This window comes from Acinetobacter lwoffii, from assembly GCF_019343495.1.
Lineage (GTDB): Bacteria > Pseudomonadota > Gammaproteobacteria > Pseudomonadales > Moraxellaceae > Acinetobacter > Acinetobacter lwoffii_P.
Genome location: NZ_CP072549.1, coordinates 1364841 through 1390558, shown reverse-complemented (window position 1 = coordinate 1390558; position 25718 = coordinate 1364841). Strand labels below are relative to the sequence as shown.

Sequence of the window (25718 nt, the reverse complement as noted above, 5' to 3'; positions counted from 1 at the left end):
GCATCAAAATTTTGCCGGACGTGGCGGTTTAAATGCCGCGGGAGACTGCTTAAAGTTGCTAATGGCTTTTTCAATAGTACGGATTTTCAGCTGAGCAGCCTTTTCACCTTCCAGAATGGTGGCATTGCTGGCTTTCAGGTCTAAAGTACCGATATGGCCGACTTTGGGCTGAATCACCACAGTGGCCTGACTCAACTCTTCATTAATACTTTGCTGTCCCATAATGTTCAGGGTCTGATCCAGTACGCCCCACATATTCAGAGCCTTATTACCATCCGGACGGGCAGAAATATCCACGGCAATAACAATGTCTGCCCCCATATCTTTGGCGGTCTTGACCGGAATTGGACTGACCAGACCGCCATCAACATATTTGCTTCCGCCAATCACGGCAGGCACAAACACATTCGGAATACTGCAGGACGCGCGCACTGCCTGGCCGGCATTACCTTTAATAAAATCTGCCTTGCGGCCATTGTCCAGACGAGTGGCAACTGCAGCAAAACGTATCGGGAACTGTTCAATCGGTTTGTTCGCCACATTTTTATTGACGAAATCCTGCAATTTTTGTCCGGCAATAATTCCTTGGCGATTCAAGGTTAGATCGCGGATATCAGATTCTTTAAAGTTCAGGGCAATCTGCTGTAACTGATAAGACGATTTGCCACTGGCATATAAGCTACCGACAAAACTACCGGCACTGGTACCGGTAATAATTTTCGGTTTGATGCCGTGTGATTCGAGCACTTTAATGACGCCAATATGGGCAAAACCTTTGGCACCGCCACCACCGAGGGCAATGGCGACGACAGGTTCACGGGCTTTTATTGGCGTGGCAGGCGTGGGTGTTTTAGTGGCTTTGTCACAGGCTGCAAGACTGAATCCAAGACAGCCAATTAAGGCATAACGGGCTAATTTCATTATAAAAACTGGTGATTAAATCAACAAAATTCAGGCTATCACATCAAAAAAAGCCGTATTTGCCTAGTCTTTTTTCAAAAGCTTTTGTAACGGCTTGGCCACCCAGTCTGGATTTTTGGCCGAGAATTTACCTTGATAATGCTGATAAATCTGTTCTAGGTCGTATTCATAATCACCGGTCAGATGGTACACGCCCAGGATATGAATGGTCTTGATATCATAATCAAAAGAAAACATCACAATCGGCAAATGGGCTACCTTGGCAATATGATAAAAACCGCTGCGAATTTTATCTGGTGCCTTACGTGAACCTTCCGGTGCCATACCGACCCAGATCTGTTCTGATTTTTCAATGATGTCTACAATCTGTCGGGTATGACCTTGCGGACTATCGCGCACCACCGGAACTACACCAATCCATTCCAGAACCGGTTTCAGCGGTGTGCGGAACAGGCTGTCTTTACCGAAAATCGTAATCTGAATACCGAGACCAAGCAGGGCATTAAAACCCAGCCATGCATCAATATTGGAGGTGTGCGGGGAAATAATCGCCACAGCTTTAGGTAAGTCTGGAAATTCGCCTTCCAGACGCCAGCCTTGGGCCAAAAAAAGCTGCCTGAAAAAAGTCCGGCTCAGCTTGCTGCCGCGGGCTGGCACATGCGGCGGGAGTAGGGGGAAACGTATTTGGGCCATTGCTTCTGTCTCGTTCCGAAACTAATTTTTCTTTATTTTTTATTATATTAGACTGTTGTAAAATCCGGATCATTGGCAAAATGTATAGCATCTCAAATGCTGGTGATGCATTTTCACCTTAAGGACTTAGCCTAAATATGCGGAATACCTATATTTTACTGTTTTCGCTGTATTGGGCACAGGGGCTTCCGGTCGGATTTATGACGCATGCCTTGCCGGTCATTCTGCGAGCTGAAGGGGTATCGCTGGCGCATATCGGAGGCTTTGGCCTGTTAATGCTGCCCTGGTCGATTAAAATATTCTGGGCACCTTGGGTCGATCGTTATGGGAAGAAATCCCAAGGTCATTACCGTAGCTGGATTATTCCCCTACAATGGCTGTCAGTTGCTGTATTGATTGGGCTCTCATTTCTACCGATTCAGGCCTTGAATCAGCCGCTGTATTTACTGCTGTTTTTTGTCCTGCTTTTGTTGATGAATGGCATTGGCGCGACGCAGGATATTGCCACCGATGCACTGGCGGTCAATATTCTGAAAAATGAACAGCAACATTGGGGCAATACCTTTCAGGTGATTGGTTCGCGTCTGGGATTTATTGTCGGAGGTGGAGCAGTATTATGGTTGCTCGATCTGCTGCAATGGCAAGCTACCTTTCTATTATTGGCCGCTCTGGTCTTTATTAATACTTTACCTATTTTACTTTTTAGAGAACCTCTGCATTCAAAAATTATCACGCCAGCTGATAAAGGACCTGCACTTAGTAATATTAAAACCTATTTTCAATACTTCTGGTCAGATTTAAGCTTGGCGAGGTGGCTTCTAGTTTTACTGACCTTTAAAATCGCCGATGGTTTATCCGGGCCTTTATTAAAACCTTTAATGGTAGATCTCGGACTGAGCTTTAGCCAGATTGGTCTCTATGTCACCATGCTGGGAGCGTTGGCTGCCTTGATTGGGGCCGGATTGGCTGGCTGGTGCCTGAAATACTGGTCGCGCAGCTCGAGTTTGATCGTTTTCTCAATTCTAAAAATATTAAGCTTAATAGCTTATGCCTGGCTGGCTGGCCAGTATGAAGCTCAAAACAAAGTAGAAAATTGGATCATTTATCTGATCAATGCGGCCGAAGACATGGTCTCAGCCATGCTTTTGGTGGTCATGTTGACCTTGGTCATGCAATACAGCCGTAAGCATCTGGCAGGGACAGATTTTACCTTTCAGGTTGCTCTGATGGCCACGGTGAGTGGGGGACTTTATAGCCTGAGTGGCATTTTTGGAGATGCTTTAGGCTATCAAAATTATCTGAATCTGATCGTGATCGTGGCAATTTTCAGTCTAATTCCAATTTTCCGATGGATGAAAGTTGCAGAAAAAGTATAAAATTTCTAAATAATCAACTATTTGGTTAAATGTTAGCCTAAAGTACTAAATAGAATATATAAATATTAATTTAATAATTTTGTAATATAAGCGCCGTGTGTATTATTTGTTACAAAATAAATTAAGGATATTTTTGATGAAAACTAAGTTAGCAACAGCAATTGCATTCAGCCTTTTGGCGGGGACAACTTTTGCAGCACCAACTTTTTATGGTGAGATTGATGCCACAGTTGATTATTTACCTGAAGACAATGCTTCACCTGTGTCTGATCGCGATGTTATTGAACTGAATACTAATAATTCATTCTTGGGTTTAAAAGGTGAGGAGAAACTTACTGACCGTTTAAGTGGGCTTTATCAAGCTGAATTTACCTTCTATGTAGACAATGGTGGAAGTACAGATACATTTGTACCGCGTAATCTTTTAGTCGGTCTTAAAGATGAAAAGTTAGGTACAGTAAAACTAGGTAAAATCGATACGCCTGTAAAACAGCTTTCTTCAGTAGTTGATACTTTCAATAACTATGTTGCAAATAAAGCGGATATGGCAGGTATCTTTACCGGTGAAAACCGTATCGATAATGTTGTCGTCTATGAAGCTCCTGGCTTTGCAGTCGGTGAAGGTAAACTAAAAGCAACTGCACTATTAGCTACGGGTGAAGCTGGTGGTATTAGCTTGTCTAAAGGCGGTTCTAAAGTTGCAGGTCGTGGCTTGGGTGATGCATGGTCAGCATCTGTAGTATATGACAGCAAAGCAGTTGTTTTAGGTCTTGGTTACGATAAAGCAATTCCATCAAATTTTGCTGGTCGCGGTATTTTGAATGCATCTGCTCCAGAAGTAACAGGTGGAGCCGCAGGTAGTGTATTTGCTGCTGCAAATACGATCCGTGCGATTGGCCGAGTAAATTTAGATAATGGTTTAGCACTTAAGGCACTCTATCAAGTTTCAGAAGTCGAAGAGACAGCAAATGCTGACAATGACACTTCAGTAACTTGGCTTGAATCAATCAGAGCTATTGATGATCAACAAGCTTGGTTAATTGGAGCTGAATACAATTTGCCAACAGCAAAAGCATGGACAGTAAAAGGTCAATATAGTCAAAGCACAACTGAATTTACTACTGCCAAAGCTGATTATGAAGCTCAACAAATTCTAGTTGGTGCAGACTATGCATTCAGCAAGCAGGTGAAAGCATATGGTTATGCGGGCTACCTAATGTTAGAACAAGGTTCAAATGAAACGGATCAGCCAGTCGTAGGTACAGGTGTTGAATACAAATTCTAATTTAGATTTTGTACTCTAAGAAAAGGCGATGCTTTAGCATCGCTTTTTTTATGCTTAAAACAACAAAACTTAGCAATTTTATGTCTGATCTAACAAGTTTCGGACTGTTAACATGATTGAAAGTTTCAGCACTTCGTTTTAAAAATTATGCCTATTCAAGCTGTTTTATTTGACCTCGACAATACCTTGACCCATCGTGATCTGACGACACAAGCCTATAGCCGTTATCTGGCAGAATATTATGCGCCAGCATTGAAACAGGTCGAGTCTGACAAAATTATCGAGATTGTAAGACGCATCGATAATGGCGGTTATCCTAAAAAGGAATTGCTGACGCATGGCAGTATCGGAGCTTCGGCTGCCTATGCATTGTTACAGGAACTAAGCTGGTTAAATCCTCCGAGTATAGATGAACTAGCCCAATTCTGGTTTAGCCAGTTTGGCCGTTTCGCCGTAGAAATGCCGGCAGCAGAGCAAGTATTAACAAAGCTAAAAAATGAAGGTTATCAGCTAGCCATTGTTTCCAATGGCGGACATGACACCCGTTTAAATACGATTCGGGGTTTGGGTATTGAACCTTATTTTGATGAGATCATCAGTTCGGGGTTGGTGGGTTTTAACAAACCACAGCCGGAAATATTCCAGATCACGGCAGAGCGTCTAGGCGTGCAGCCTGCACAGTGCCTGTATATTGGCGACCATCCCATTAATGATGTACAAGGAGCTACAGAGGCCGGAATGCATGCATTATGGATGCAAGGCTTTCATGCCGATGCCGAACATATCCGATATAAAATTCAGCAACTGCCGGAAATTTTTGCGCATTTGCAGTTACTGAATCAGACTTAAGTTATTCTTAAACAGTCAATCGTTTCGGCCCATTGCGAAGAATCACAGCGCGGACATTGCTGGTTGGCATGCGAAAGGGTTTGTACCTGTCCACAGTAAATGCAGGCATATAATTGCCCAGCCTTGACCTGTTGGACTATAGAACAGGTTTTAGGGAAAAGTGGCAGCCCAGGCCGAACCTCATCCGATTTGAAGAACAGGATACTGAACTTACCGTCAGTTTCCAGTAAACCGGTGCGTACCTGACCCAGATGCTCTACGCCTTGCTGGCGCATTTCGGCAAAGAATTCATCATGTGACATCTTACCTTTTTTAATTTCTTCAACGACCAGCACGCCATCTTCTACGATATAAATCGGTTTACCTTCCAGTAGGTCTTCAAACCACTGATATTTCATCATGAGCCAGGTGGTCAGGCGGTACATGATAATAATCACCGACATCACCAGAACTGCCTGAATCAGGGGAATATCTTCAGTAAACATCGGGTCGCCGGCAATCGAACCCAAGCTCAAAATGATAGCGACTTCGAAGATAGAAAGTTGACGTACCCCACGTTTTCCGGTCAGACGCAAAAACAGGATAATCATCGTGTACATCAGGGCACAACGCAGCAAAATTTCTGCGGTAAACTCCCAGGTGGTGTCATTTATAAATATGGTCGCCCAGTCCATTTAAATTCTTTATCCTCATTTTTCTCTTTGGCTCGAGTCTAGCAATATCAGTATTTTATTTGCTGCTGTGTTTATGTAAGTTTATGAATAAAGGTAGATTCTATTTAAAAAAGAAGCTTGAACTTAAAAATCTAGCTATTTGATCTATTGAAAATAAGATAGAGATTTCATGTAAATAATGCATAAAAAATCAGCAGATTAAATTTGAAGAAGATCACATTCTCTACTGTCTATTTTTAAATCTATAAAAGTATTATCCATTTGAAATCTATCAATATATATTCTCAATAATGTGTTTTGAAGAACCAGGAGTGTTTAGAAATTTGTAAGCAAATCACTTCATCTCTATAAAAATCTGTAGTTTGTGGCCTGAAAAATAGAGTGATTACACCAGGTTAATAAACTGTTTTTAAATTAAAAATTGTGATTTTGACTTCCAACAAGGGATCTATTGTGAAAAAAATATTCACGCTTTTAACGGTTATGGGTTTAAGTACAGCAGTCTGGGCAGATGCGGATTGGGATTATACTCAGCCTGAGCAATGGTCGACTTTGAGCCAGAAATATTCGGCCTGTAACGGTCTGAACCAGTCACCGATCAATATCGAGCGAACAGTGAAAGCAGAACTGGAACCGCTCAAGTTCAGCTATAACACCATGATTCATGCGATCGAAAATAAAGGTCATACTGTTCAGGTGGATTTTGCGCAAGGTGGTGAATTGCAGCTGGATGGCGATACCTTTGTACTAAAGCAATTTCATTTGCATAGTCCGAGTGAAAACCTGATCAAGGGTAAAAGCTATCCACTGGAAATCCACTTTGTCCATGCCAATGCCAAAGGTGAGCTGGCTGTCGTGGGGATGATGTTCGAGCAGGGTGCAGAAAGCCAGATGCTCAAACGCATGTGGAACCGTTTACCGAAAAAGCAGGGCGAGAAAGTGGTTTTGAAAACGCCACAAGCTGTGAATCAGATGTTGCCTAAAAATCTGGATTATTATCGCTTTAGCGGCTCGCTGACTACACCGCCATGTTCGGAAGGAGTACGCTGGCTGATTCTGAAAGATATTCAGCAGGCTTCTGCCAAGCAGATTTCGGAATTTGCCAAACTGATGGGACACCCAAATAACCGTCCGGTGCAGTCCTTGAATGGCCGTGTAGTGTTAGAATAATCAATATGAGAGCGAAAAAGCAGACTTTGGTCTGCTTTTTTTTAATTCTGATACAAATTTCGAAAAGGCACACGGAAAAGAACTTTGTGACAAAAGCTGAAAGATTTAAGATAGATATTATTTCTTCTTTGACCTTCTCCTGCCATGCTCTTTGACTTGAAAACTATGATTCAGCCATTCACAGCGCTTTCGCCACAGCAAAGGAAGCTGGATCATCTGATTGATAAAATCGAGGAACAGAAACAGGAATTACAACAATGGGAACAGGCTGAAGAAGATCTGCAACAATATACCCATAAAACATTTATGCCGGTCTACCATGAATTGCATGGTGTACTGTTCAAGCAGCTGGAACAGCTCTGGAAGCACCTGCAGGAAACTACATTTTCCAAAGCAGAACTGGTGGTGCTGGATGAAAAGATTCAGTACCTTGCAAATTATCTAAAAGACTCTCAGGCGATGTCGGTGCAACAAGCCCATAAGGTGAATGAAATCTTCACTTATTATCAGCAACGTGCCGAACATGCCCAGTTCAGAAAAAGCCAAAAGAAAATAAATGAACTGGAAACATTCTTTAAGAATGAGCATCCCTCAGATCTTGCAGATGCAGAAGTATTTGAAGAGTGGGAATCAGATCATTTTCAGCAGGTACGTGAGCAAGCCAGGTTAAAACGTCAGCAGGAAAAACAGGAGCAGGCAGCAGCGATGGCAGAGCAGTCATTGAAAACCGTATATTTAAAAATTGCTGCCATCATTCACCCTGACCGTGAAGTGAATGATGTCAAAAAAATCAAGAAGACTGAATTATTGCAACGTGCCAATGAGGCGTATGCAGAGCAGGACCTGTTTACGTTACTGAGAATGCAACTACAGATTGAACAAGATCAGGATGTTTCACAAAAAGGTTTAAGCGCAGAGCAACTCAAGTTTTATCAACTGGCTTTGGATGCACAGAGCCAGAAATTACAAGATCAGATCGATACATTGATCCATAGATTGGTCTGGTCATCGAAAACCAGAATTGCAGTAAAAAAGGCGAAGGGTAAGGTCCAGATTGCTGACCTGTATAAGCAGATTGATGAAGATACTTCAGCCATCAAACAGCAGATTAAAGTGGAAAAAGAACGCCTGATGTATATCAAAAAGGTGAGTGGCTTGGAGATGTTTTTAAGGCATGGGATGCTTTAATCTCTTATTCGTATAGTCATTCTAGATTTAATAATGAAAGTTCCCTCTCCTAGTAGGAGAGGGAAAATAACAATGAAAATAGATCCTCAATTATTAGAATTCGCCAAATCTATGCGCCATACCGCCACCGATGCTGAATATCTCATGTGGCAAGTTTTACGTGCCAAGCGTTTTATAAATCTTAAATTCCGTCGTCAGCATGTAATTGCACCGTATATTGTGGATTTTTACTGCCATGACATTGGTTTAGTGATTGAGCTGGATGGCAGTCAGCATGGAACAGATGATGCGATTGAATACGATGTTGAACGAACCAAGTTTTTAGAGGCTGTGGGTTTAACTGTTGTACGGTATTGGAATCATGATGTGTTGGGGCGGATGGATGTGGTCTTGGAAGATTTGTGGAAGGTGTGTACTGAGTTGAAAGAGAAGAAATAATGAAAGCTCCTTCTCCCTGTGGGAGAAGGCGGGGGATGAGGGTTTCTATAAAATTAAAAACACCTCTCCCTAACCCTCTCCTGAGAGGAGAGGGAATATTCATTACTAAATTCTTGCAAACATAAAATCAAATGACGCTTCCTCTCCCTATGGGATGAGAAGCACTGCTTCGCAAGGGGGGGAGGGCTATTTAATAGGTGATGTATAACGTCTTAATACATAGCCTTCAACTTCGCTTTGATCTAAAGTAACTTTTACTTTTAACCAAGATTTATGAATATTTTTGTCAGGTATGACTGTCAGCAAAGTACCTGGTGGTAAGTTTTCAATAATTGAGCTTTTCTTTTTGGGCAATTCAAAAAAATCTAAAGTAGCTGTAATAACTCTTTTATTTGAAAGGAATGTATTTAGAGTTTCTTGGTTAGAAATGTCAGTTGATGTTTTAGTATCACACTTATCTTTTTCAGAATCATTTTTTATGGCTTCATCAGCTAGAGGTTTCAAAGCATATTCAAATACAAAAGCGATACTTAAGTCAAAAAGCGCATCAACTGGCCATTTTTTAAATATTGGACTTGAAGTAATACTTAGAAAAACCCAAAACAAAATATGGATAAGTGTTGAAGCATAATTTTTTTCTTCAGATGTATTAGGTGAGCTAACAGCTAAATCATCACTATTTTTGGAGTTCTGGTCACTAGATGATTCTAAATTTTGAATAATTAGTTGAGCAGAAAAGTAATCAATTAAATTTTGATTTAGAACGGAACTAATATTATTTTGTTGAGCTGCACGAAAAGCACTTAGAGTATCTCCAAGCCTTAATTGTGATTCCAAACTTTTACCAATAATTGATCCAAAGCTTTTCTGTTGAGCTGCACGAAAAGCGCTTAGAGTGTCTCCAAGCCTTAATTGTGATTCCAAACTTTTACCAATAACTGATCCAAAGCTTTTCTGTTGAGCTGCACGAAAAGCACTTAGAGTATCTCCAAGCCTTAATTGTGATTCCAAACTTTTACCAATAACTGATCCAAAGCTTTTCTGTTGAGCTGCACGAAAAGCACTTAGAGTATCTCCAAGCCTTAATTGTGATTCCAAACTTTTACCAATAACTGATCCAAAGCTTTTCTGTTGAGCTGCACGAAAAGCGCTTAGAGTGTCTCCAAGCCTTAATTGCGATTCCAAACTTTTACCAATAATTGATCCAAAGCTTTTCTGTTGAGCTGCACGAAAAGCACTTAGAGTATCTCCTAACGCCATTGGTGTTTCTAAATTTTTATCTAACTCCGTCCTGTCGTTTGAACTATTTTCTTCATTTAAAGCATCATCATAAAATTTATTTGTCATTAAAAAATCCCCTCAATTATGAGGGGATTTTATCTTTATTTTTAATGATTTAGCAATAAGTTAAAGCGCTGCAATCTGCTCCATATTCGCTTTAATCTTCGCTAACTGGTCAGCAAACTCAGCAAGTTTTACTTTCTCGCCTTCAACCACAGCCGCAGGTGCTTTTGCCACAAAACCTTCATTCGAAAGTTTATTGGCAATTTGATCATGCTGTTTTTGAACCTTGTCTAAGTCTTTTTGCAGACGACCCAATTCCGCTTTCGGGTCAATCAAGCCCTTCATTGGAACGTAAACAGATACGTGACCCACTACAGAAGAAGAAGACAATGGTGGTTGCTCGCCATCAGCCAAGAAGGTGATGCTTTCTACTTTCGCCAATGCTTTAAACAATGCTTCAATACGAGTGATCTGTGCTTTTTCAGCTTCGGTGGTGTTTTGCAGAAGAACTGGTAATAAACGCGCATTACCTAGACCCATTTCACCACGGATGTTACGTACCGCACCAATCAAACCTTGAAGCCATTGCATATCTGCTTCAGCTTGGTCGTTCATCAACGCTTCATCAGCAACAGGGTACTGCGCAAGCATGATGGTTTCGCCAGTAATGCCAAGTTTAGGTGCAAGCGTTTGCCAGATTTCTTCAGTTAAGTACGGCATCAACGGATGCGCAAGACGTAAAGACGCTTCCATTACCGAAAGAAGAACACGACGAACTTCAGCTTTACGCTCTTCAGACACATTTTCATCGTTCAGAACCGGTTTGGTTAATTCAACATACCAGTCACAGTATTCATTCCAGATGAACTCATAAATCGCTTGCGCAGCCAGATCTAAACGGTAGGTTGCAAATGCTGTTTGCACCGCTTGTTCCGCTTTTTGCAGACGGCTTACGATCCATTGTTCAGGCAATTCCCAAAGGTCTTGACGTGCTTCTGAACCAATAGTTTGACCTTCGACATTCATCATCACGAAACGTGTTGCGTTCCAGATTTTGTTGGCAAAATTACGGTAACCTTCAACACGTTTCATGTCGAACTTGATGTCACGACCAGTGTTGGCAAGCGCACAGAAGGTGAAACGAACCGCGTCTGTACCGTAAGATTGAATACCTTCAGGGAATTCTTTACGGGTTGATTTTTCAATCTTCGCTGCTTGTTTCGGGTTCATCAAACCTGTTGTACGTTTTTGTACTAAGGTTTCAAGATCCACACCATCAATCAAGTCTAATGGATCAAGTACGTTACCCTTAGATTTAGACATCTTCTGACCTTCGCCATCACGTACCAAACCGTGAACGTACACAGTTTTAAATGGCACTTGTGGCGTACCATCTTCATTCTTCATGAAGTGCATGGTCAGCATGATCATACGTGCCACCCAGAAGAAGATGATGTCAAAACCAGTGACAAGCACATCAGTCGGGTGGAAGGTATTTAAGAAGTAGTTGGCTTTGTCTTTCGCTTCGTCGCCAGTCCAACCTAAAGTTGAGAATGTCCAAAGACCTGAAGAGAACCATGTGTCCAGTACATCTTCATCCTGGTTCAACTCAACATCGGCAGGGATGTTGTTTTTCGCCCGAACTTCTTCCTCGTTACGACCTACATAAACGTTGCCTTGGGCATCGTACCAGGCCGGAATGCGGTGACCCCACCACAATTGACGTGAGATACACCAGTCTTGGATATTGTTCATCCAAGCCATGTACATGTTGCTGTACTGCTCAGGAACGAACTTGATACGGCCGTCTTGAACTGCTTCAATCGCAGGTTTCGCAAGTGGCGCAATTTTTACATACCATTGGTCAGTCAGTAATGGCTCAACGATCACGCCTGAACGGTCACCGCGAGGTGGTTTTAATGTATAAGGTTGAATCTGGTCTAACCAGCCTTCAGCTTCAGCCTGTTCAACGATCTTCTTACGTGCCTCAAAACGTTCTAAACCCATGTAGTCCGCAGGGGCAGGAATGGTTTTAGAAATCTGCTCGCCCGCTTTCGCGATGTATTCAAACTCAGCCAACACTTCAGCATTTTTGTTGAAAATGTTGATGATTGGCAATTCGCAACGTTTACCCACTTCATAGTCATTGAAGTCATGCGCAGGGGTGATTTTTACACAGCCTGTACCGAATTCTTTGTCGACATATTCGTCTTTAACGATAGGAACTGCACGACCTGTGATTGGTAAGATTATATTTTTACCTACTAGATCAGCATAACGTTCATCATCCAGTGCAACCGCAACCGCAGTATCACCCAATAATGTTTCAGGACGCGTCGTTGCAACCACGATGTGATCTTTACCATCGTGGGTGCGGAGTGACTTATCTTCAAAGAAATATTTGAAGTGCCACAGTGAACCTGCTTCTTCTTTATCAGACTCAACTTCCAGGTCAGAAAGGGCAGTTTGTAGTTTTGGATCCCAGTTAACTAAGCGTTTACCACGGTAGATCAGGCCTTCTTCATGCAGTTTCACGAAAACTTCTTTAACCGCGTTTGAAAGACCTTCATCCATGGTGAAGCGTTCACGTGACCAGTCTACAGAAGAACCTAGGCGACGGATTTGACGGGTAATATTACCGCCAGATTGTTCTTTCCATTCCCATACTTTTTCGATGAACTTTTCACGGCCCAAGTCATGACGGCTAATACCTTCAGCACCCAACTGACGCTCAACCACCATTTGCGTTGCAATACCTGCGTGGTCAGTACCCGGTTGCCAAAGCGTATTTTTACCAGACATACGGTTGAAACGCGTCAAGGCATCCATGATGGCATTGTTGAAACCATGACCCATGTGCAGGCTACCAGTGACGTTTGGTGGCGGAATCATGATACAGAAAGATTCGCCTTTTTCAGACGGCTTAAAGTAACCACGCTCTTCCCAAGTTTGGTACCATTTTTTCTCGATCTCGGTCGGATCGTAGGTTGTCGCGATATTTTGCGCTGAGTCAGTCATAGTCTAAACAGATCAAAAGTGAATGAAAAATTGCATCTATTGTAGCAAAAAAAATAGTGCGTGCGGCAGCTTAACCAAATGCAAACTTTAGCCAATTGGCATGTATAGCAACTCATCGTATGATAGAACGATAAAAAAACGCGACTCATCGCAGCATATCAAAAAGGATAATAAGATGAGCTATAGCATTTCCCTGAAGCTTCAACCCGAAACCCATCAGCGCTTTAAAGACCTTCATTCCAGATTAAATGCCGGCGAGCGAGACAGTCTTGCCAGACCCTTAGGTGAAAATCTGGCCGATATGGCCTGTGAAATTATTGACCAGATTTTTGGTCAGGTGGTGCAGTTGGCCAATTCACCGGACAGCGAGTCCGAAAAAGTGATTCAGCAGATTATGCATAACACCCGTAAATATATGCCGTGGTCGGTTTCGTTGTTTGGCAATGAGCGTCTGATGCCTATGGTGAACTATTTGCATCGCATGACCTATGAGCATCAAGGTGATGCTTTTGTTCGATATCCGGTGGAAAAATTGCTGGTGATGGAGTTGCTCGGCTGTATTGACCAGATGAAAAATGGTAATCATCAATATGTATCACCCGCTTTAAAAGCCTTTACTCAGGTGGTCGATCAAGGGGTAACACATCTGATCCGTGAACCGAAAAAAATGTTGAAATTTAATGTGGTGGTCGATAAAACCTTGAATGGGGTGATTCATTTAACCACCCAGTTAGGCTATAAACGTTTTGACAAGCTCGGTAGCATCTATGATGCCGATACGATGAGTTATTATTTTGAGCATTTGCTGGCATTTCTGGAAGATGAAATGCAGCACCATATTCATTAAAACAAGGGAAAGAGGATTTCATGGCGAAAGTTGAAGACTTAAATGGAAAAGTGGTCTGGATTACCGGCGCATCTTCAGGGATTGGCAAGGCGATTGCCCAGCAATGTGCTGAACTCGGAGCCCAGGTGGTACTGACTGCACGCCGGCATGCAGAACTGGAAAATGTTCGCCAAAGTCTCACCAATGCAGATCAGCATATTTCAGTCATTGCCGATATCACAGATGAAAGTCAGGTTCGTCATGCTTATGAACAGGTTTTGCAACAAAAAGGCCGGATCGACTGGCTGATTAATAATGCTGGGCTGAGTCAACGTGCTTTGATTCAGGACACCACCATGCAGACTGAACGTGCCATTATGGAAGTGGATTATTTCTCGCAGGTGTTTCTCACCAAAATGGTATTACCGACCTTTCTGGCACAAAAAACAGGTCGTATCGTGTTTATTTCCAGTGTGGCAGGTTTGCTCGGTACCCAGTATCGCGCATCCTATTCCGCAGCCAAAGCAGCGATTCATATGTGGGCCAACAGCTTGCGTGCTGAAGTGGCTGATCAGGGCGTGCAGGTCTCGGTGATTTTCCCTGGCTTTGTTCAAACCAATGTGTCGTTTAATGCTTTAAATGGGGAAGGCAAACCGCAAGCCAAGCAGGATGAAGCGATTGAAAATGGGTTGTCAGCAGAGGATTTTGCCCGTCAAAGCGTACAAGCCTTGCAGTGTGGCGAAGAATATATTGTGATTGGTGGCAAGAAAGAAAAACTTGGCGTGCTGGTTTCGCGTATTTCACCCAAGGTGCTGTACAAAATGATTCGCAAGACCAAGGTAAAATAAATCACCCAGAGTAAAAAAGGGCAGGAGCGCCCTTTTTTATGTCTCTTAAAACATCAATAAAAATAACAAAACTTAAAAATGCAATTCATTTCTGGAGGATTGCCCGTACAGGGAATTCAGCCGATAACATTGATATGCAGAAAATTACCTTTTCACTCTGGTACTTAAGCCAAAAGCCGGTATGTTAATTAAAAATAATAGTGAATTGGAATAAGCTCATTCGATGAAAACCCCGGTGCCCGATTATCTCCAGCATGTATTAACGGTCTGTCATGATAATGATCAGGGCGCTTTGGCTGACTATATCCCTGAACTGGCAGCGGTAGATCCAAACAAGTTCGCTTTGGCGCTGACCACGGTGGATGGCACGATTTATTCCACGGGAGATGATGAAACCGAATTTACCATGCAGTCGATGTCCAAGCCTTTTGCCTATGCCTTGGCATTGCAGCATTTGGGAATTCCAGCAGTACTGGAAAAGGTCGGCGTTGAACCTTCAGGAGAGGCTTTTAATCAGATTTCGCTAGATAAAGAAACCAATCTTCCTAAAAATCCAATGATTAACTCGGGTGCGATCACTACGCATTCTTTGATTCCGGTACAAAAAGGCATTTCACGTGCGGAATGCTTACGCCGTTTTTTAAGTGAGCTGGCAGGACGTCAACTGGAATTCGACAAGCAGGTGTATAAGTCGGAAGTCAAAACTGCATTCCGGAACCTGTCGATTGGCTATATGCTACGTACCGTAGGTGTGCTGGATTCGGATCCGGTAGAAATCGTCAATGGATACATCAAGCAATGTGCGATTAAAGTGACGGTCAAAGATCTGGCAAATATCTGTAGTGTGCTCGCCAATGGCGGTGTTCAGGCCAAAACGGGCAAACAGCTGCTAGAGCGTGATGTGGTGCGCCAAGTGCTCAGCGTGATGATGACCTGTGGCATGTATGATGCGGCGGGTGACTGGCTGACGACGGTGGGCATTCCTGCCAAAAGTGGTGTATCGGGCGGAATTATCGGGGTATTGCCTGGGCAGGTGGGAATTGTGGTTTTTTCTCCTAAAATTGATGAGCATGGGCATAGTGTACGTGGCGTGGATATTTTTGAGCGTTTGTCGCGGGACATGGGCTTGCATCTGATGGAAGGGACGCCATCGGCACAGACCATTTTGCAAAGTCGTTATACTGTAGGTAAGAACAATGACATTGTCGTGTATGAGCTGCGCGGTGTATTGCAATTTACAGAATCCGAAATGTTGCTGCGAATTTTGCAGGATGAGCCAGACGCTCAAACACGTATAGTCATAGACCTGACCAATTTGACTTTGATTCATGATGTGGGTGCACGCATGTTATTTGAAGGTGTCAAACGTTTACAAGCGAATGGGCACAAAGTGGTGGTCATTGACTCAGAAGGCGTATTGGGTGAGGAACAGGTGAAAGGCAATAAGCGGGTAGTGGTGACAGAAGAGTTAGAGCGCTATTTGGAGAAGTTTAGTTAGACAATGTTGATGGGGATGAGCAATGTCTTACCTTACTTGACTGATGCTTTAAGATGTACAGCCTAGAAATGAAATATAAAAAAGCCCCGACCAGTGTCGAGGCTTTTTTAAAATATTGTAAAGCTTATTTAATATGCTGGGTAATGTCCGTAAAGATCACGCCTAAGCCATGTGCACCAGCATCTGGATAACCTAAGCTACGATCACCGACTGTACCGGCACGGCCCATACGCGCTACGATGTCTTTGGTAGATTCTGCACCTTTTACCGCAGCCTCTGCACCCAAGACAAAGTTTTCTTTAAACGTCTTGTCGGTATTGGCAGACCATGAATCTGCACAAGGAACCAAAGCATCAATCAGGGTTTTGTCACCCACCACAGCGCCACGACCAAATGAACGCTCACCAGTAGTTTGAATGCCTTTTACCGCAGCTTGAAGCATCTCGGCAAAATCTGCCACAGTTAATGTGGATTTGCCTTGAATGGCTTTACTCGCTGCACGAAATGCTGAACCCCAGATTGGACCTGATGCACCACCACAATGCTCCATGATAATCATTGAACTGTTCAGCAAAAATTCATCCATGTACTGCGCTTGAATCAGGCCTTGCCATTCGCGTTTCAGCTGTTTAAAACCTTTAGCCACACTCATGCCAAAGTCACCATCACCTGCATGGGCATCCAGTTCGCAGAATGGCACTTCGTTTTTGATAATACAGGCAGCCATTACGTCAACGACATAACGCATATTTTCTATCGTGAACTGTTCATTTTGAATTTCAGCATGTTCAGGCTGAGTTTCGACTTCCGTATTTATTACATCTTCTGCTGCGGCATTTTTTGTTGCGAAGATTAAAGGCTGTGCTGCTGAACCATCCATTTTAAGAGCGGGCGTGTTCGCCTCTCCATCTAAATAACCTTTTAGTTCATCATCCACAGCTAGCAATGACACCGAAGCACCGTTCATGTCGATACTAGTCATATAGTTGCCGACAAAAGTACGATAAATCTTGATGCCTTTGCGCGCCAAATGTTCGCACACATCATTATTAAAGACATACAGCTCTTGCATTGGTGTTGAACCAAATCCATTCACTAGAACAGCAACTTCTTGCGTGTCAGGACGATCGAGGAACAGGTCATCGATAATACGTTGTGCCAGTTCTTTGGATGGCAGAATTTTTTCACGACGAATGCCGGGTTCGCCGTGGATGCCGACGCCGTATTCCATCTCGTCATCTGCCAAAGTAAATGTTGGTGTGCCTTTGGCAGGAACAGTACATGAAGTGTACGCGAAACCAAGACTAATCACGTTATCCGCTGCTTTTTGAGCGACAGCTTTGACTTCCGCAAGCTCTAAACCTTTTGATGCTGCTGCACCTGCAATTTTATGTACAAATACAGTACCCGCCACGCCACGACGGCCGACCGTATAGAGGCTGTCCTTGACTGCAATATCATCTGCTACTTTTACATAATCGACTTTAATGCCATCTTCTATAGCTAAAGCTGCACCATTCTGGAAATTCATCATATCGCCAGAATAGTTTTTAATGATCATGAGCACGCCTTTGTCTGTTGCGACATGCTGTAAGGCTTTATACACTTGAATTTGAGAAGGCGATGCGAATACGTCACCGCATACGGCAGCATCTAACATGCCTGTACCGACAAAGCCTGCGTGTGCAGGTTCGTGACCACTGCCGCCGCCACTGATCAGTGCGACGTTATTGTGTTTTTGTTTACGTGAAATGATTTTATGCGATTCGGTAAATTGTAGTTCAGGGTGAGCAAGGACAAAGCCTTTGCACATTTCGACAACCAGATTTTCTGGGTTGTTGATGAGTTTTTTCATGGAGGAAAGCCTTCACGTATTCTGGGAGATGTCTAAAGTCTTATTATTATGGAAATGTTTGAAATTTGCTGACTTAAAAATGTAAAAACAGATGATTTTGGGGTGAGCGTTCAGAAAAGGGGCAGTTTCAGATTTTTTATTGGTTGTTAAATTTTACCTCTCCCTAACCCTCTCCTAAAAGGAGAGGGAATGTCTATTCATAAATTCATGTCAGCATTCAAATAGTAATGAATGCTCCCTCTCCCATTGGGAGAGGGTCGGGGTGAGGGTGGAAACAGTGATTGAGTATGATTGTAGTCAATACTTCACTGATGATGGATTAGAAGCAGATCGAAACTGAGATGAAGCTTTGGCACAACTTAGGTTAGTTAATTAAATGAACTACATTTTTTCTGTAAACTATTATAAAATTTAAAAAATAAGAAAATTAGTGCTATGAAGTATTCGAAAAAACAAATCGAAAAAGCTGGATTTGACTTAATTGGTTCAGCTATTGAATTTGATAAAAAATTGTTGTCTGAAACGATGAGTGTTTTGACTGATTGGAGAGATAGTCATATTACTGCATTGGATACATGCGAAAATTTTCTAAAGAGTAAAGTCTATTCAACTGATAGCGCTGCTTTTATTGCTAAAAGAATAAAAAGAACTGAATCTATCGTAAAGAAATTAAAAAGATTTAATAAAATGAGCCTGAAAAATATGCAGGACATTGGAGGTATTAGAATTGTCTTGGCAAATAATAAAAAAGTAAAAAAATTATTTGATGAATTGTGTAAAGAACCAAATTTTATGAACGATGATGGCAATGTTAAATTCAAAAACTATATTCTAGAACCTAAAGCTGATGGATATAGAAGTATCCATATAATTGGAAAATTTTTAAATGATGATCAGGAACTCAAAAATATAGAAGTTCAATTAAGAACAGCATTACAACATTGTTGGGCTACTAGTTTAGAAATTATAGATTTATTTACGAATCAAAATTTGAAGTTGAATGAAGGCACAACAGAGTGGCGTCTATTCTTCAAGTATGTAAGTAATCAGTTCGAAATTATCGAAAGTTTAAAAGGATTTAAAAGAAATGATCAACGATCAATGGTTACAGAATATATAGAGTTTATAAAAAAAGAAGAGAACTTAAATTCGATGAATGAAGCTGTATATATACATAACTTTGTGACGAAATTAATACCAGGTAGTAGTTATACTATTGAGTCCTTATTTCAAGAATATGCGAGATCATTGCATTCAATTGATGAGAAAATTCTTAAGGGGAAATCTAAGCAAGGCTATGTTTTACTAAGGTTAAATGTTTTTACAGGGCGGTTGGATACAGAATACTATGATAAATCTCAATATTCTGAAGCGTCTAAACGATACAGTTTTTATGAAACTACTCTAGCTGCTAATAAAAGTTGGGTTGTCGCATTAGTTTCATCGAATGCCGTTGGTGGGATTAAAGAAGCTTATCCAAATTATTTTGCTGATTCGAAGGTTTTTTGGAATTACATTGCGTTAATTAGACAAGCAGCGTTTATTGGATACTTTACTAATCAAGCAAGAAAAAAAGTAAGTTAAAAAAATCCCCTCACTCGAGGGGATTTTTATATCAAAGCTTGGTGATGTCTTAAGAAATCGAATCATCCAAATTCGGCGCTAACCAACGTTTCGCTTCATCTAACGTCCAACCTTTACGCTTCGCATAATCTTCCAACTGGTCGCCAGAGATTTTACCCACGTTAAAGTATTCAGTTTCAGGGTTTGCATAATAGAAACCGCTCACTGATGAAGGTGGCCACATCGCAAAGCTCGTCGTCAAGTACGTACCAATCTTGTCGGTTGTACCTAACCAATCAAAGAGTGGTGCTTTTTCAGAATGCTCAGGACAAGCAGGGTAGCCCGGTGCAGGACGAATACCGACATACTTCTCTTTGATCAATTCTTCATTTGAAAGCTGCTCATCTGCTTGGTAGCCCCAGAACTCTTTACGAATACGCTCATGTAAGTGCTCCGCAAATGCTTCTGCAAAACGGTCACCCAAGGCTTGAACCATAATTGCGTTATAGTCATCGCCTTTGGCTTTGTATTCTTGAGATAACTCTTCCGCACCGAAGATTGACACGGCAAAGCCACCCAAGTAATCCTGAGCTACATCTTTTGGCGCAATAAAGTCAGCCAGAGAGTAGTTTGCTTTGCCAGTGACTTTGTCAGACTGCTGACGTAAGTGTTCGAAGCTGTGCGTTATATTGCCTGATTCATCAGCAACGGCAACTGTATCTGCTGCTACACGGTTTGCAGGATAAATACTAAACGTCGCACGCGCATCGAAACGTTTATTCTCGATGATGTCTTTCAGCATTGCTTGCGCTTGTTCATACAAGTCACGCGCTGCTTCACCAACAACTTCATCTTCAAGGATTTTCGGGAATTTACCCGCCAGGCTCCATGAAATAAAGAACGGTGTCCAGTCAAAATATTCCACCAAAGCTTCAAGCGGATAATTTGTGAAAGTTTCAGATCCAATGAAGTTTGGTTTAACCGGTGCATTCTTGTCGAAATCGATTTTGAAGCCGTTTTCGACTGACTCTTGATAAGACAATTTCGCCGCTTTCGGTTGCTTGTTGGCAAGACGAGTACGAATTTTTTCATAATCCGCTGCATAGTCAGCCAAAAGTTTTGGTTTCATTTCAGGAGAAAGCAATTGTGTTGCTACACCCACGGCACGTGAAGCATCTGCGGTGTAAAGCACGCCATCATTATGATATTGCGGTGAGATTTTCACTGCGGTATGCGCTTTAGAAGTCGTCGCACCACCAATCATTAACGGAATGTTAAAGCCTTTGCGCTGCATTTCTTTGGCAACAAAGACCATTTCATCCAGAGACGGAGTGATCAGACCAGACAAACCGATGATATCAACTTTTTCATCAATCGCAGTTTGCAGAATCTTCTCGCATGGCACCATCACGCCCAGATCCACGATGTCATAACCATTACAGCCTAATACTACGCCAACGATGTTTTTACCGATGTCGTGTACGTCGCCTTTCACCGTAGCCAGCAGGATTTTACCTTTTGCTTCGGCTTGGGTTTTCTCAGCTTCAATGAACGGGTTCAACCACGCTACAGCCTGTTTCATCACGCGTGCAGATTTGACTACTTGTGGCAAGAACATTTTACCGGCACCGAACAGATCGCCGACTACGTTCATACCCGCCATCAATGGACCTTCAATCACATCCAGTGGACGTGTAGAGTTTAAACGCGCTTCTTCAGTATCTTGATCGATATAAGTCGTGATGCCTTTTACCAATGCATATTCAAGACGTTTTTCAACAGACTCATTACGCCATTCCAGATTTTCTTCGGCTTTTTGCGTACCACTTTGACCACGGTATTTTTCAGCAACAGCAAGCAGTTTTTCGGTTGCTTCCTGACCGCTTTCACCCTGGTTCTGGTTTAAAACAACATCTTCAACCGCTTCTTTCAACTCTTTATCGATGTCATCGTAAATCGCCATCTGACCGGCATTTACAATACCCATAGTCATGCCTTGCTGAATGGCATGGTACAGGAACACCGAGTGAATCGCTTCACGTACCGGTTCGTTACCACGGAACGAGAACGATACGTTCGACACACCACCAGAAATCATCGCATTTGGCAGGTTCTGTTTAATCCAGCCAGTCGCTTCAATAAAGTCCACGCCATAGTTGTTGTGTTCTTCAATACCGGTCGCAATCGCAAAGACGTTCGGGTCAAAGATGATATCTTCAGACGGGAAGCCTACTTCATTCACCAGAACATCATATGAACGCTTACAGATTTCTTTTTTACGCGCAGCTGTATCGGCCTGACCATCTTCATCAAATGCCATCACGATGACCGCGGCACCATATTGACGGCAGAGGCGGGCACGTTCGACAAACTCGTCATGACCTTCTTTCAGGGAAATCGAGTTCACCACGGCTTTACCTTGCACACATTTCAGGCCCGCTTCGATAATCTCCCATTTAGAAGAATCCAGCATGATTGGCACACGTGAAATATCTGGCTCAGACGCGATTAGATTCAGGAAGTGCACCATCGCACCTTGCGAATCGAGCATGCCTTCATCCATGTTGATGTCGATGATCTGTGCACCGGCTTCAACCTGTTGACGGGCAACATCAAGCGCTTCGGCAAAGTTTTCTTCACGAATCAGACGCAGGAATTTTTTCGAACCGGTGACGTTGGTACGTTCACCGACGTTCACGAACAGTGAATCTTTGGTGATGTTAAATGGCTCTAAACCGCTTAAACGACACGCCGGTTCAATTTCAGGAATTTGACGAGGGGTAATGCCTGCAACAGCATTTGCAATCGCGCGGATATGATCCGGCGTAGTACCACAGCAACCACCGGTAATATTAATTAAGCCACTTTCTGCAAATTCTTTAATGAAGGCCGCAGTTTCTTCCGGCGTTTCATCATATCCACCGAAGGCATTTGGCAACCCAGCGTTTGGATGCGCTGAAACAAAGGTATCGGCAACGTCAGACACGGTTTTCACGTGTGGACGCATTGCATCTGCACCCAGCGCACAGTTAAAGCCGATAGATAATGGCTCTGCATGGCGCATCGAGTTCCAGAAGGCTTCAGCGGTTTGACCAGTCAATGTACGACCTGATGCATCAGTAATCGTACCTGAAATCATGATTGGCAGTTCATAGCCCAATTCTTTAAAGACTTCTTTCACCGCAAAAATGGCGGCCTTGGCATTCAAGGTATCGAACACGGTTTCGATCAGGATGATGTCTGCACCACCTTCGATCAAAGCTTTGGTTGATTCAATATAATCAACTTTTAAAGCATCAAAGGTGATGTTACGGAACGCCGGGTCATTCACGTTTGGAGAAATAGAAGTGGTACGCGATGTCGGACCAATCACACCTGCCACAAAGCGTGGTTTTTCAGGCGTTGAATATTTGGCACAGGCTTCTTTGGCCAGACGCGCTGCTTCACGGTTAATCTCGGGAACCAGATCTTCCATGTGGTAATCCGACATTGAAACGCGGGTACCGTTAAAGGTGTTGGTTTCAATAATGTCGGCGCCAGCTTCCAAGTAAGCTTCATGAATACCTTGGATGATCTGTGGCTGAGTCAGTACCAGCAAATCATTATTACCTTTGAGATCATAGGCCCAGTCAGCAAAACGCTCACCACGATAATCGGCTTCTTCCAGTTTATGGCGCTGGATCATGGTACCCATCGCACCATCGATAATTAAAATTCTTTTGGCAAGAAGTTCTTTTAAAGTGGTAAGTGTAGACATTCAAACTTTCTCAGCAGAAATCAAAAAAAACGACGCTAATCTTAGCAGATTAGTTGGCTGATTTCTGCTGAGATTGCTCAGAATGATGGATAAGCATGATATGAAAATTTGATAAGTCATCTAGAAAAACAACAAGTTCTAAAATCCGGATCAGAAAATATTGCAATCTCAAATCTGATTCGATGCCTTTCAGGCAGTAAACGAAATCAAAAAATTAAGCTGATGCTTTCATTCATGAAATTGTCATATTGATGACTTATGCTGTGTAACTGAAACTTTTATTCAGCTTGATGACAGGCAGGGCTTGAATCGTTTTGGTCGCAAAATATATTGAATTTTTAAGCTTGAAGAAGCTGGAATCTTGTCTTAAGTAAATGATTTATAAAATCTAAATAGACTGATTTGGTAGGAATTAAACAGGAGGAGCAGCAGCAAGAAAATCCAAATAATTGCTTCATATGACAGCAGTTTGTCATATAATTGTCACAATTTAACTGAACAATATGGGGATTCTTGAATCCTCTATTCCTGCTTGCATGAATCCTAATCAAACTCCCGTAGATTCAGCACACGGGTCGGCTTCCCAAAAGTCGACCAATGTTCATGTGCCAACACCGAAATTTTTTATGCCGGTGTTCCTGACTCTTATTATCACTACGCTGATTTATATCGGCTTCCAGTTGTCTGCAGATTTAGCGCATGTACCGGCCTTGGGCTTGTATTCAGTTATTTTGTTAGCGACGGCACTTTTTATTGCGTTGAGCTTTGAGTTCGTCAATGGCTTCCACGATACCGCTAATGCTGTGGCCACGGTCATTTATACCAATGCACTTTCAGCTCCTGTCGCAGTGATGTGGGCCGGCTTCTGTAATTTCCTTGGGGTTATGGTCGCCAGTGGTGCGGTCGCTTACGGCATTATTGCGTTATTGCCAGTCGAGCTGATCATGAATGTCGGCTCCGGAGCAGGTTTTGCCATGGTTTTTGCCATGCTGATCGCGGCAATTCTCTGGAATCTGGGAACCTGGTTCCTCGGTATTCCGGCATCCAGTTCACATACCCTGATCGGTTCGATTCTGGGTGTGGGCATCATGAACTATATTCTGAATGCCGGTACTGGCGCTTCAGGTATAGACATGGAGCAGGTGATGAAAGTCGGTAAGGCGCTGTTATTCTCACCTTTAATCGGTTTTGCATTTGCTGCGATTGTGTTCCTGCTGGTGAAAAAAATCTTCAAGCGTCAACTGGAATTGTTCCAGCCACCTGAAGGTAACAAGCCACCGCCACCATTGATTCGTGCCATGCTGATCTTTACCTGTACTGGGGTGAGCTTTGCCCATGGTTCAAATGACGGTCAAAAAGGTATGGGCCTGATCATGCTGATCCTGATCGGCTGTGTACCTTTAGCGTACTCGCTGAACAAGAATCTGGATGCACAACATATTCAGTCTTTTGGTCAGTTATCTGCACAAACAGCGGATGTGATCTATCCAAATCATCAGGACATTCCGGATGAACAAGCCCGTGATGTGATCACCAAGTACATTCAGACCAAGGAAATTACCCCTGAAGTCGTGCCTGCATTGGCAAGCTTGACGGATCATCTGGGTGAAAAAGTTGGTAGCTATACCAGCATTAAGGATGTTCCTGAAGCTCAAGTGTCTGAATTTCGCAACGACATGTACCTGAGCACCACAGCATTTAAACGTCTGGATAAAGCAGAAGCTTTACCGGCAATGAGTGCTGCGCAGGAAAAAACAGTGGATGAATACCGTGACAATCTGGATTCATTCCTGCAATACATCCCGACCTGGGTGAAAGTGGCGACAGCCTTGGCACTTGGTCTGGGTACGATGGTCGGCTGGAAGCGTATTGTCGTGACGGTTGGTGAGCGTATTGGTAAACAGCATATGACTTATGGTCAGGGTATGTCTGCCGAACTGGTTGCGATGTCGACGATTGCTGCAGCGGATGGCTTCGGTATGCCGGTATCCACTACCCATGTATTGAACTCTGCAGTAGCAGGTACCATGGTGGCGAACAAGTCAGGTCTGAACTTCCAGATGGTGAAAACTATTCTGTCTGCCTGGATCTTTACTTTACCAGCAACGATCTGTTTGTCAGGCACTTTGTACTGGTTGCTTCTTAAAGTCTTCTAGGACTTTTTAAGGTAAAAACGCTGCTTTGGCAGCGTTTTTTTATGGGTGGAAGAAAAATTAAGGATTTAAAAGAGGAATCTAAATTACGATTAAGGCGACAGGGATGTCGCCGTTAGGCTGTGATATAGGGACATATCATCAGCTTAACAAAAGATTTTTGTTACTTTTGATCTTTCAAAAGTAAAGAAAAAAAGAAGCTATAAAATAGATCAACTTAAATCTGCCCAAAGCACATTCATAAGAATTTGAATGATTGAAAGCCTAAATTAACCTCTCCCTAACCCTCTCCTAGAAGGAGAGGGAACGCCCATTTTCAATT

18 protein-coding genes are annotated in these 25718 nt (G+C 42.7%); 11 read left to right on the top strand and 7 right to left on the bottom strand.

The window, feature by feature from the left end; genetic code table 11:
* Positions 1-3: 3 nt before the first annotated feature.
* Positions 4-921, bottom strand: a complete 918-nt coding sequence (locus J7649_RS06555; RefSeq protein WP_219309917.1) for a patatin-like phospholipase family protein — start codon at positions 919-921, stop codon at positions 4-6.
* A gap of 63 nt (positions 922-984) precedes the next feature.
* Entirely contained in the window at positions 985-1614 is a 630-nt protein-coding gene (locus tag J7649_RS06550; RefSeq protein WP_004730353.1) for a 1-acyl-sn-glycerol-3-phosphate acyltransferase, read from the bottom strand.
* 137 nt (positions 1615-1751) lie between these two features.
* On the opposite strand from J7649_RS06550, the gene J7649_RS06545 reads away from it, so the two are divergent.
* The 3 genes from J7649_RS06545 (at position 1752) to J7649_RS06535 (ending at position 5124) form a co-directional block, all read left to right on the top strand.
* Complete coding sequence (locus tag J7649_RS06545; protein ID WP_219309915.1) at positions 1752-2990, top strand: MFS transporter; 1239 nt, start codon at positions 1752-1754, stop codon at positions 2988-2990.
* Between the two features lie 136 nt (positions 2991-3126).
* A complete protein-coding gene (locus tag J7649_RS06540) occupies positions 3127-4275 on the top strand; it encodes a porin (RefSeq protein WP_219309913.1) in 1149 nt (382 codons plus the stop codon).
* Between the two features lie 147 nt (positions 4276-4422).
* Complete coding sequence (locus J7649_RS06535; protein ID WP_180037636.1) at positions 4423-5124, top strand: HAD family hydrolase; 702 nt, start codon at positions 4423-4425, stop codon at positions 5122-5124.
* Here the strand turns inward: J7649_RS06535 and J7649_RS06530 are convergent.
* Positions 5121-5798, bottom strand: coding sequence for a DUF421 domain-containing protein (locus tag J7649_RS06530; protein WP_004279384.1), 678 nt, complete (start codon positions 5796-5798; stop codon positions 5121-5123). The genes J7649_RS06535 and J7649_RS06530 overlap by 4 nt on opposite strands.
* Before the next feature lie 483 nt (positions 5799-6281).
* On the opposite strand from J7649_RS06530, the gene J7649_RS06525 reads away from it, so the two are divergent.
* From J7649_RS06525 to J7649_RS06515, 3 genes are all read left to right on the top strand, one after another.
* Positions 6282-6968 carry a carbonic anhydrase gene (locus J7649_RS06525; RefSeq protein ID WP_114541195.1) on the top strand — a complete coding sequence of 229 codons (687 nt, stop codon included), beginning with the start codon at positions 6282-6284 and terminating at the stop codon, positions 6966-6968.
* A 144-nt stretch (positions 6969-7112) separates the two neighbouring features.
* Positions 7113-8156, top strand: coding sequence for a coiled-coil domain-containing protein (locus tag J7649_RS06520; RefSeq protein WP_219309911.1), 1044 nt, complete (start codon positions 7113-7115; stop codon positions 8154-8156).
* A gap of 72 nt (positions 8157-8228) precedes the next feature.
* Positions 8229-8594 carry an endonuclease domain-containing protein gene (locus J7649_RS06515; protein ID WP_219309909.1) on the top strand — a complete coding sequence of 122 codons (366 nt, stop codon included), beginning with the start codon at positions 8229-8231 and terminating at the stop codon, positions 8592-8594.
* 186 nt (positions 8595-8780) lie between these two features.
* Here J7649_RS06515 and J7649_RS06510 read toward each other — a convergent pair whose 3' ends face one another.
* Both J7649_RS06510 and J7649_RS06505 read right to left on the bottom strand, forming a co-directional pair.
* Positions 8781-9941, bottom strand: a complete 1161-nt coding sequence (locus J7649_RS06510; protein WP_219309907.1) for a hypothetical protein — start codon at positions 9939-9941, stop codon at positions 8781-8783.
* Between the two features lie 60 nt (positions 9942-10001).
* Positions 10002-12896: a valine--tRNA ligase gene (locus tag J7649_RS06505; RefSeq protein ID WP_219309904.1), complete on the bottom strand. Its 2895-nt coding sequence runs from the start codon at positions 12894-12896 to the stop codon at positions 10002-10004.
* A 175-nt stretch (positions 12897-13071) separates the two neighbouring features.
* Here J7649_RS06505 and J7649_RS06500 point away from each other — a divergent pair, with 175 nt between their 5' ends.
* The 3 genes from J7649_RS06500 to J7649_RS06490 all read left to right on the top strand — a co-directional run bounded on the left by J7649_RS06500 (position 13072) and on the right by J7649_RS06490 (position 16068).
* Positions 13072-13743, top strand: a complete 672-nt coding sequence (locus J7649_RS06500) for a hypothetical protein (RefSeq protein WP_219309902.1) — start codon at positions 13072-13074, stop codon at positions 13741-13743.
* Positions 13744-13763: 20 nt separating this feature from the next.
* Positions 13764-14570 (top strand): SDR family oxidoreductase, encoded by an 807-nt coding sequence (locus J7649_RS06495; protein WP_114541172.1) that lies wholly within the window; start codon positions 13764-13766, stop codon positions 14568-14570.
* Between the two features lie 223 nt (positions 14571-14793).
* Complete coding sequence (locus J7649_RS06490) at positions 14794-16068, top strand: glutaminase (RefSeq protein WP_044112855.1); 1275 nt, start codon at positions 14794-14796, stop codon at positions 16066-16068.
* A 124-nt stretch (positions 16069-16192) separates the two neighbouring features.
* On the opposite strand, the gene dhaK is transcribed toward J7649_RS06490, so the two are convergent.
* Complete coding sequence (dhaK, locus tag J7649_RS06485; RefSeq protein ID WP_219309900.1) at positions 16193-17923, bottom strand: dihydroxyacetone kinase subunit DhaK; 1731 nt, start codon at positions 17921-17923, stop codon at positions 16193-16195.
* Between the two features lie 435 nt (positions 17924-18358).
* Here dhaK and J7649_RS06480 point away from each other — a divergent pair, with 435 nt between their 5' ends.
* Positions 18359-19507, top strand: coding sequence for a RelA/SpoT domain-containing protein (locus tag J7649_RS06480; RefSeq protein WP_219309898.1), 1149 nt, complete (start codon positions 18359-18361; stop codon positions 19505-19507).
* 49 nt (positions 19508-19556) lie between these two features.
* Here the strand turns inward: J7649_RS06480 and metH are convergent, their stop codons facing one another.
* Positions 19557-23243, bottom strand: coding sequence for a methionine synthase (metH, locus tag J7649_RS06475; protein ID WP_219309896.1), 3687 nt, complete (start codon positions 23241-23243; stop codon positions 19557-19559).
* A gap of 536 nt (positions 23244-23779) precedes the next feature.
* Here metH and J7649_RS06470 point away from each other — a divergent pair.
* A complete protein-coding gene (locus J7649_RS06470) occupies positions 23780-25399 on the top strand; it encodes an inorganic phosphate transporter (protein ID WP_219309894.1) in 1620 nt (539 codons plus the stop codon).
* Positions 25400-25718: the final 319 nt, after the last annotated feature.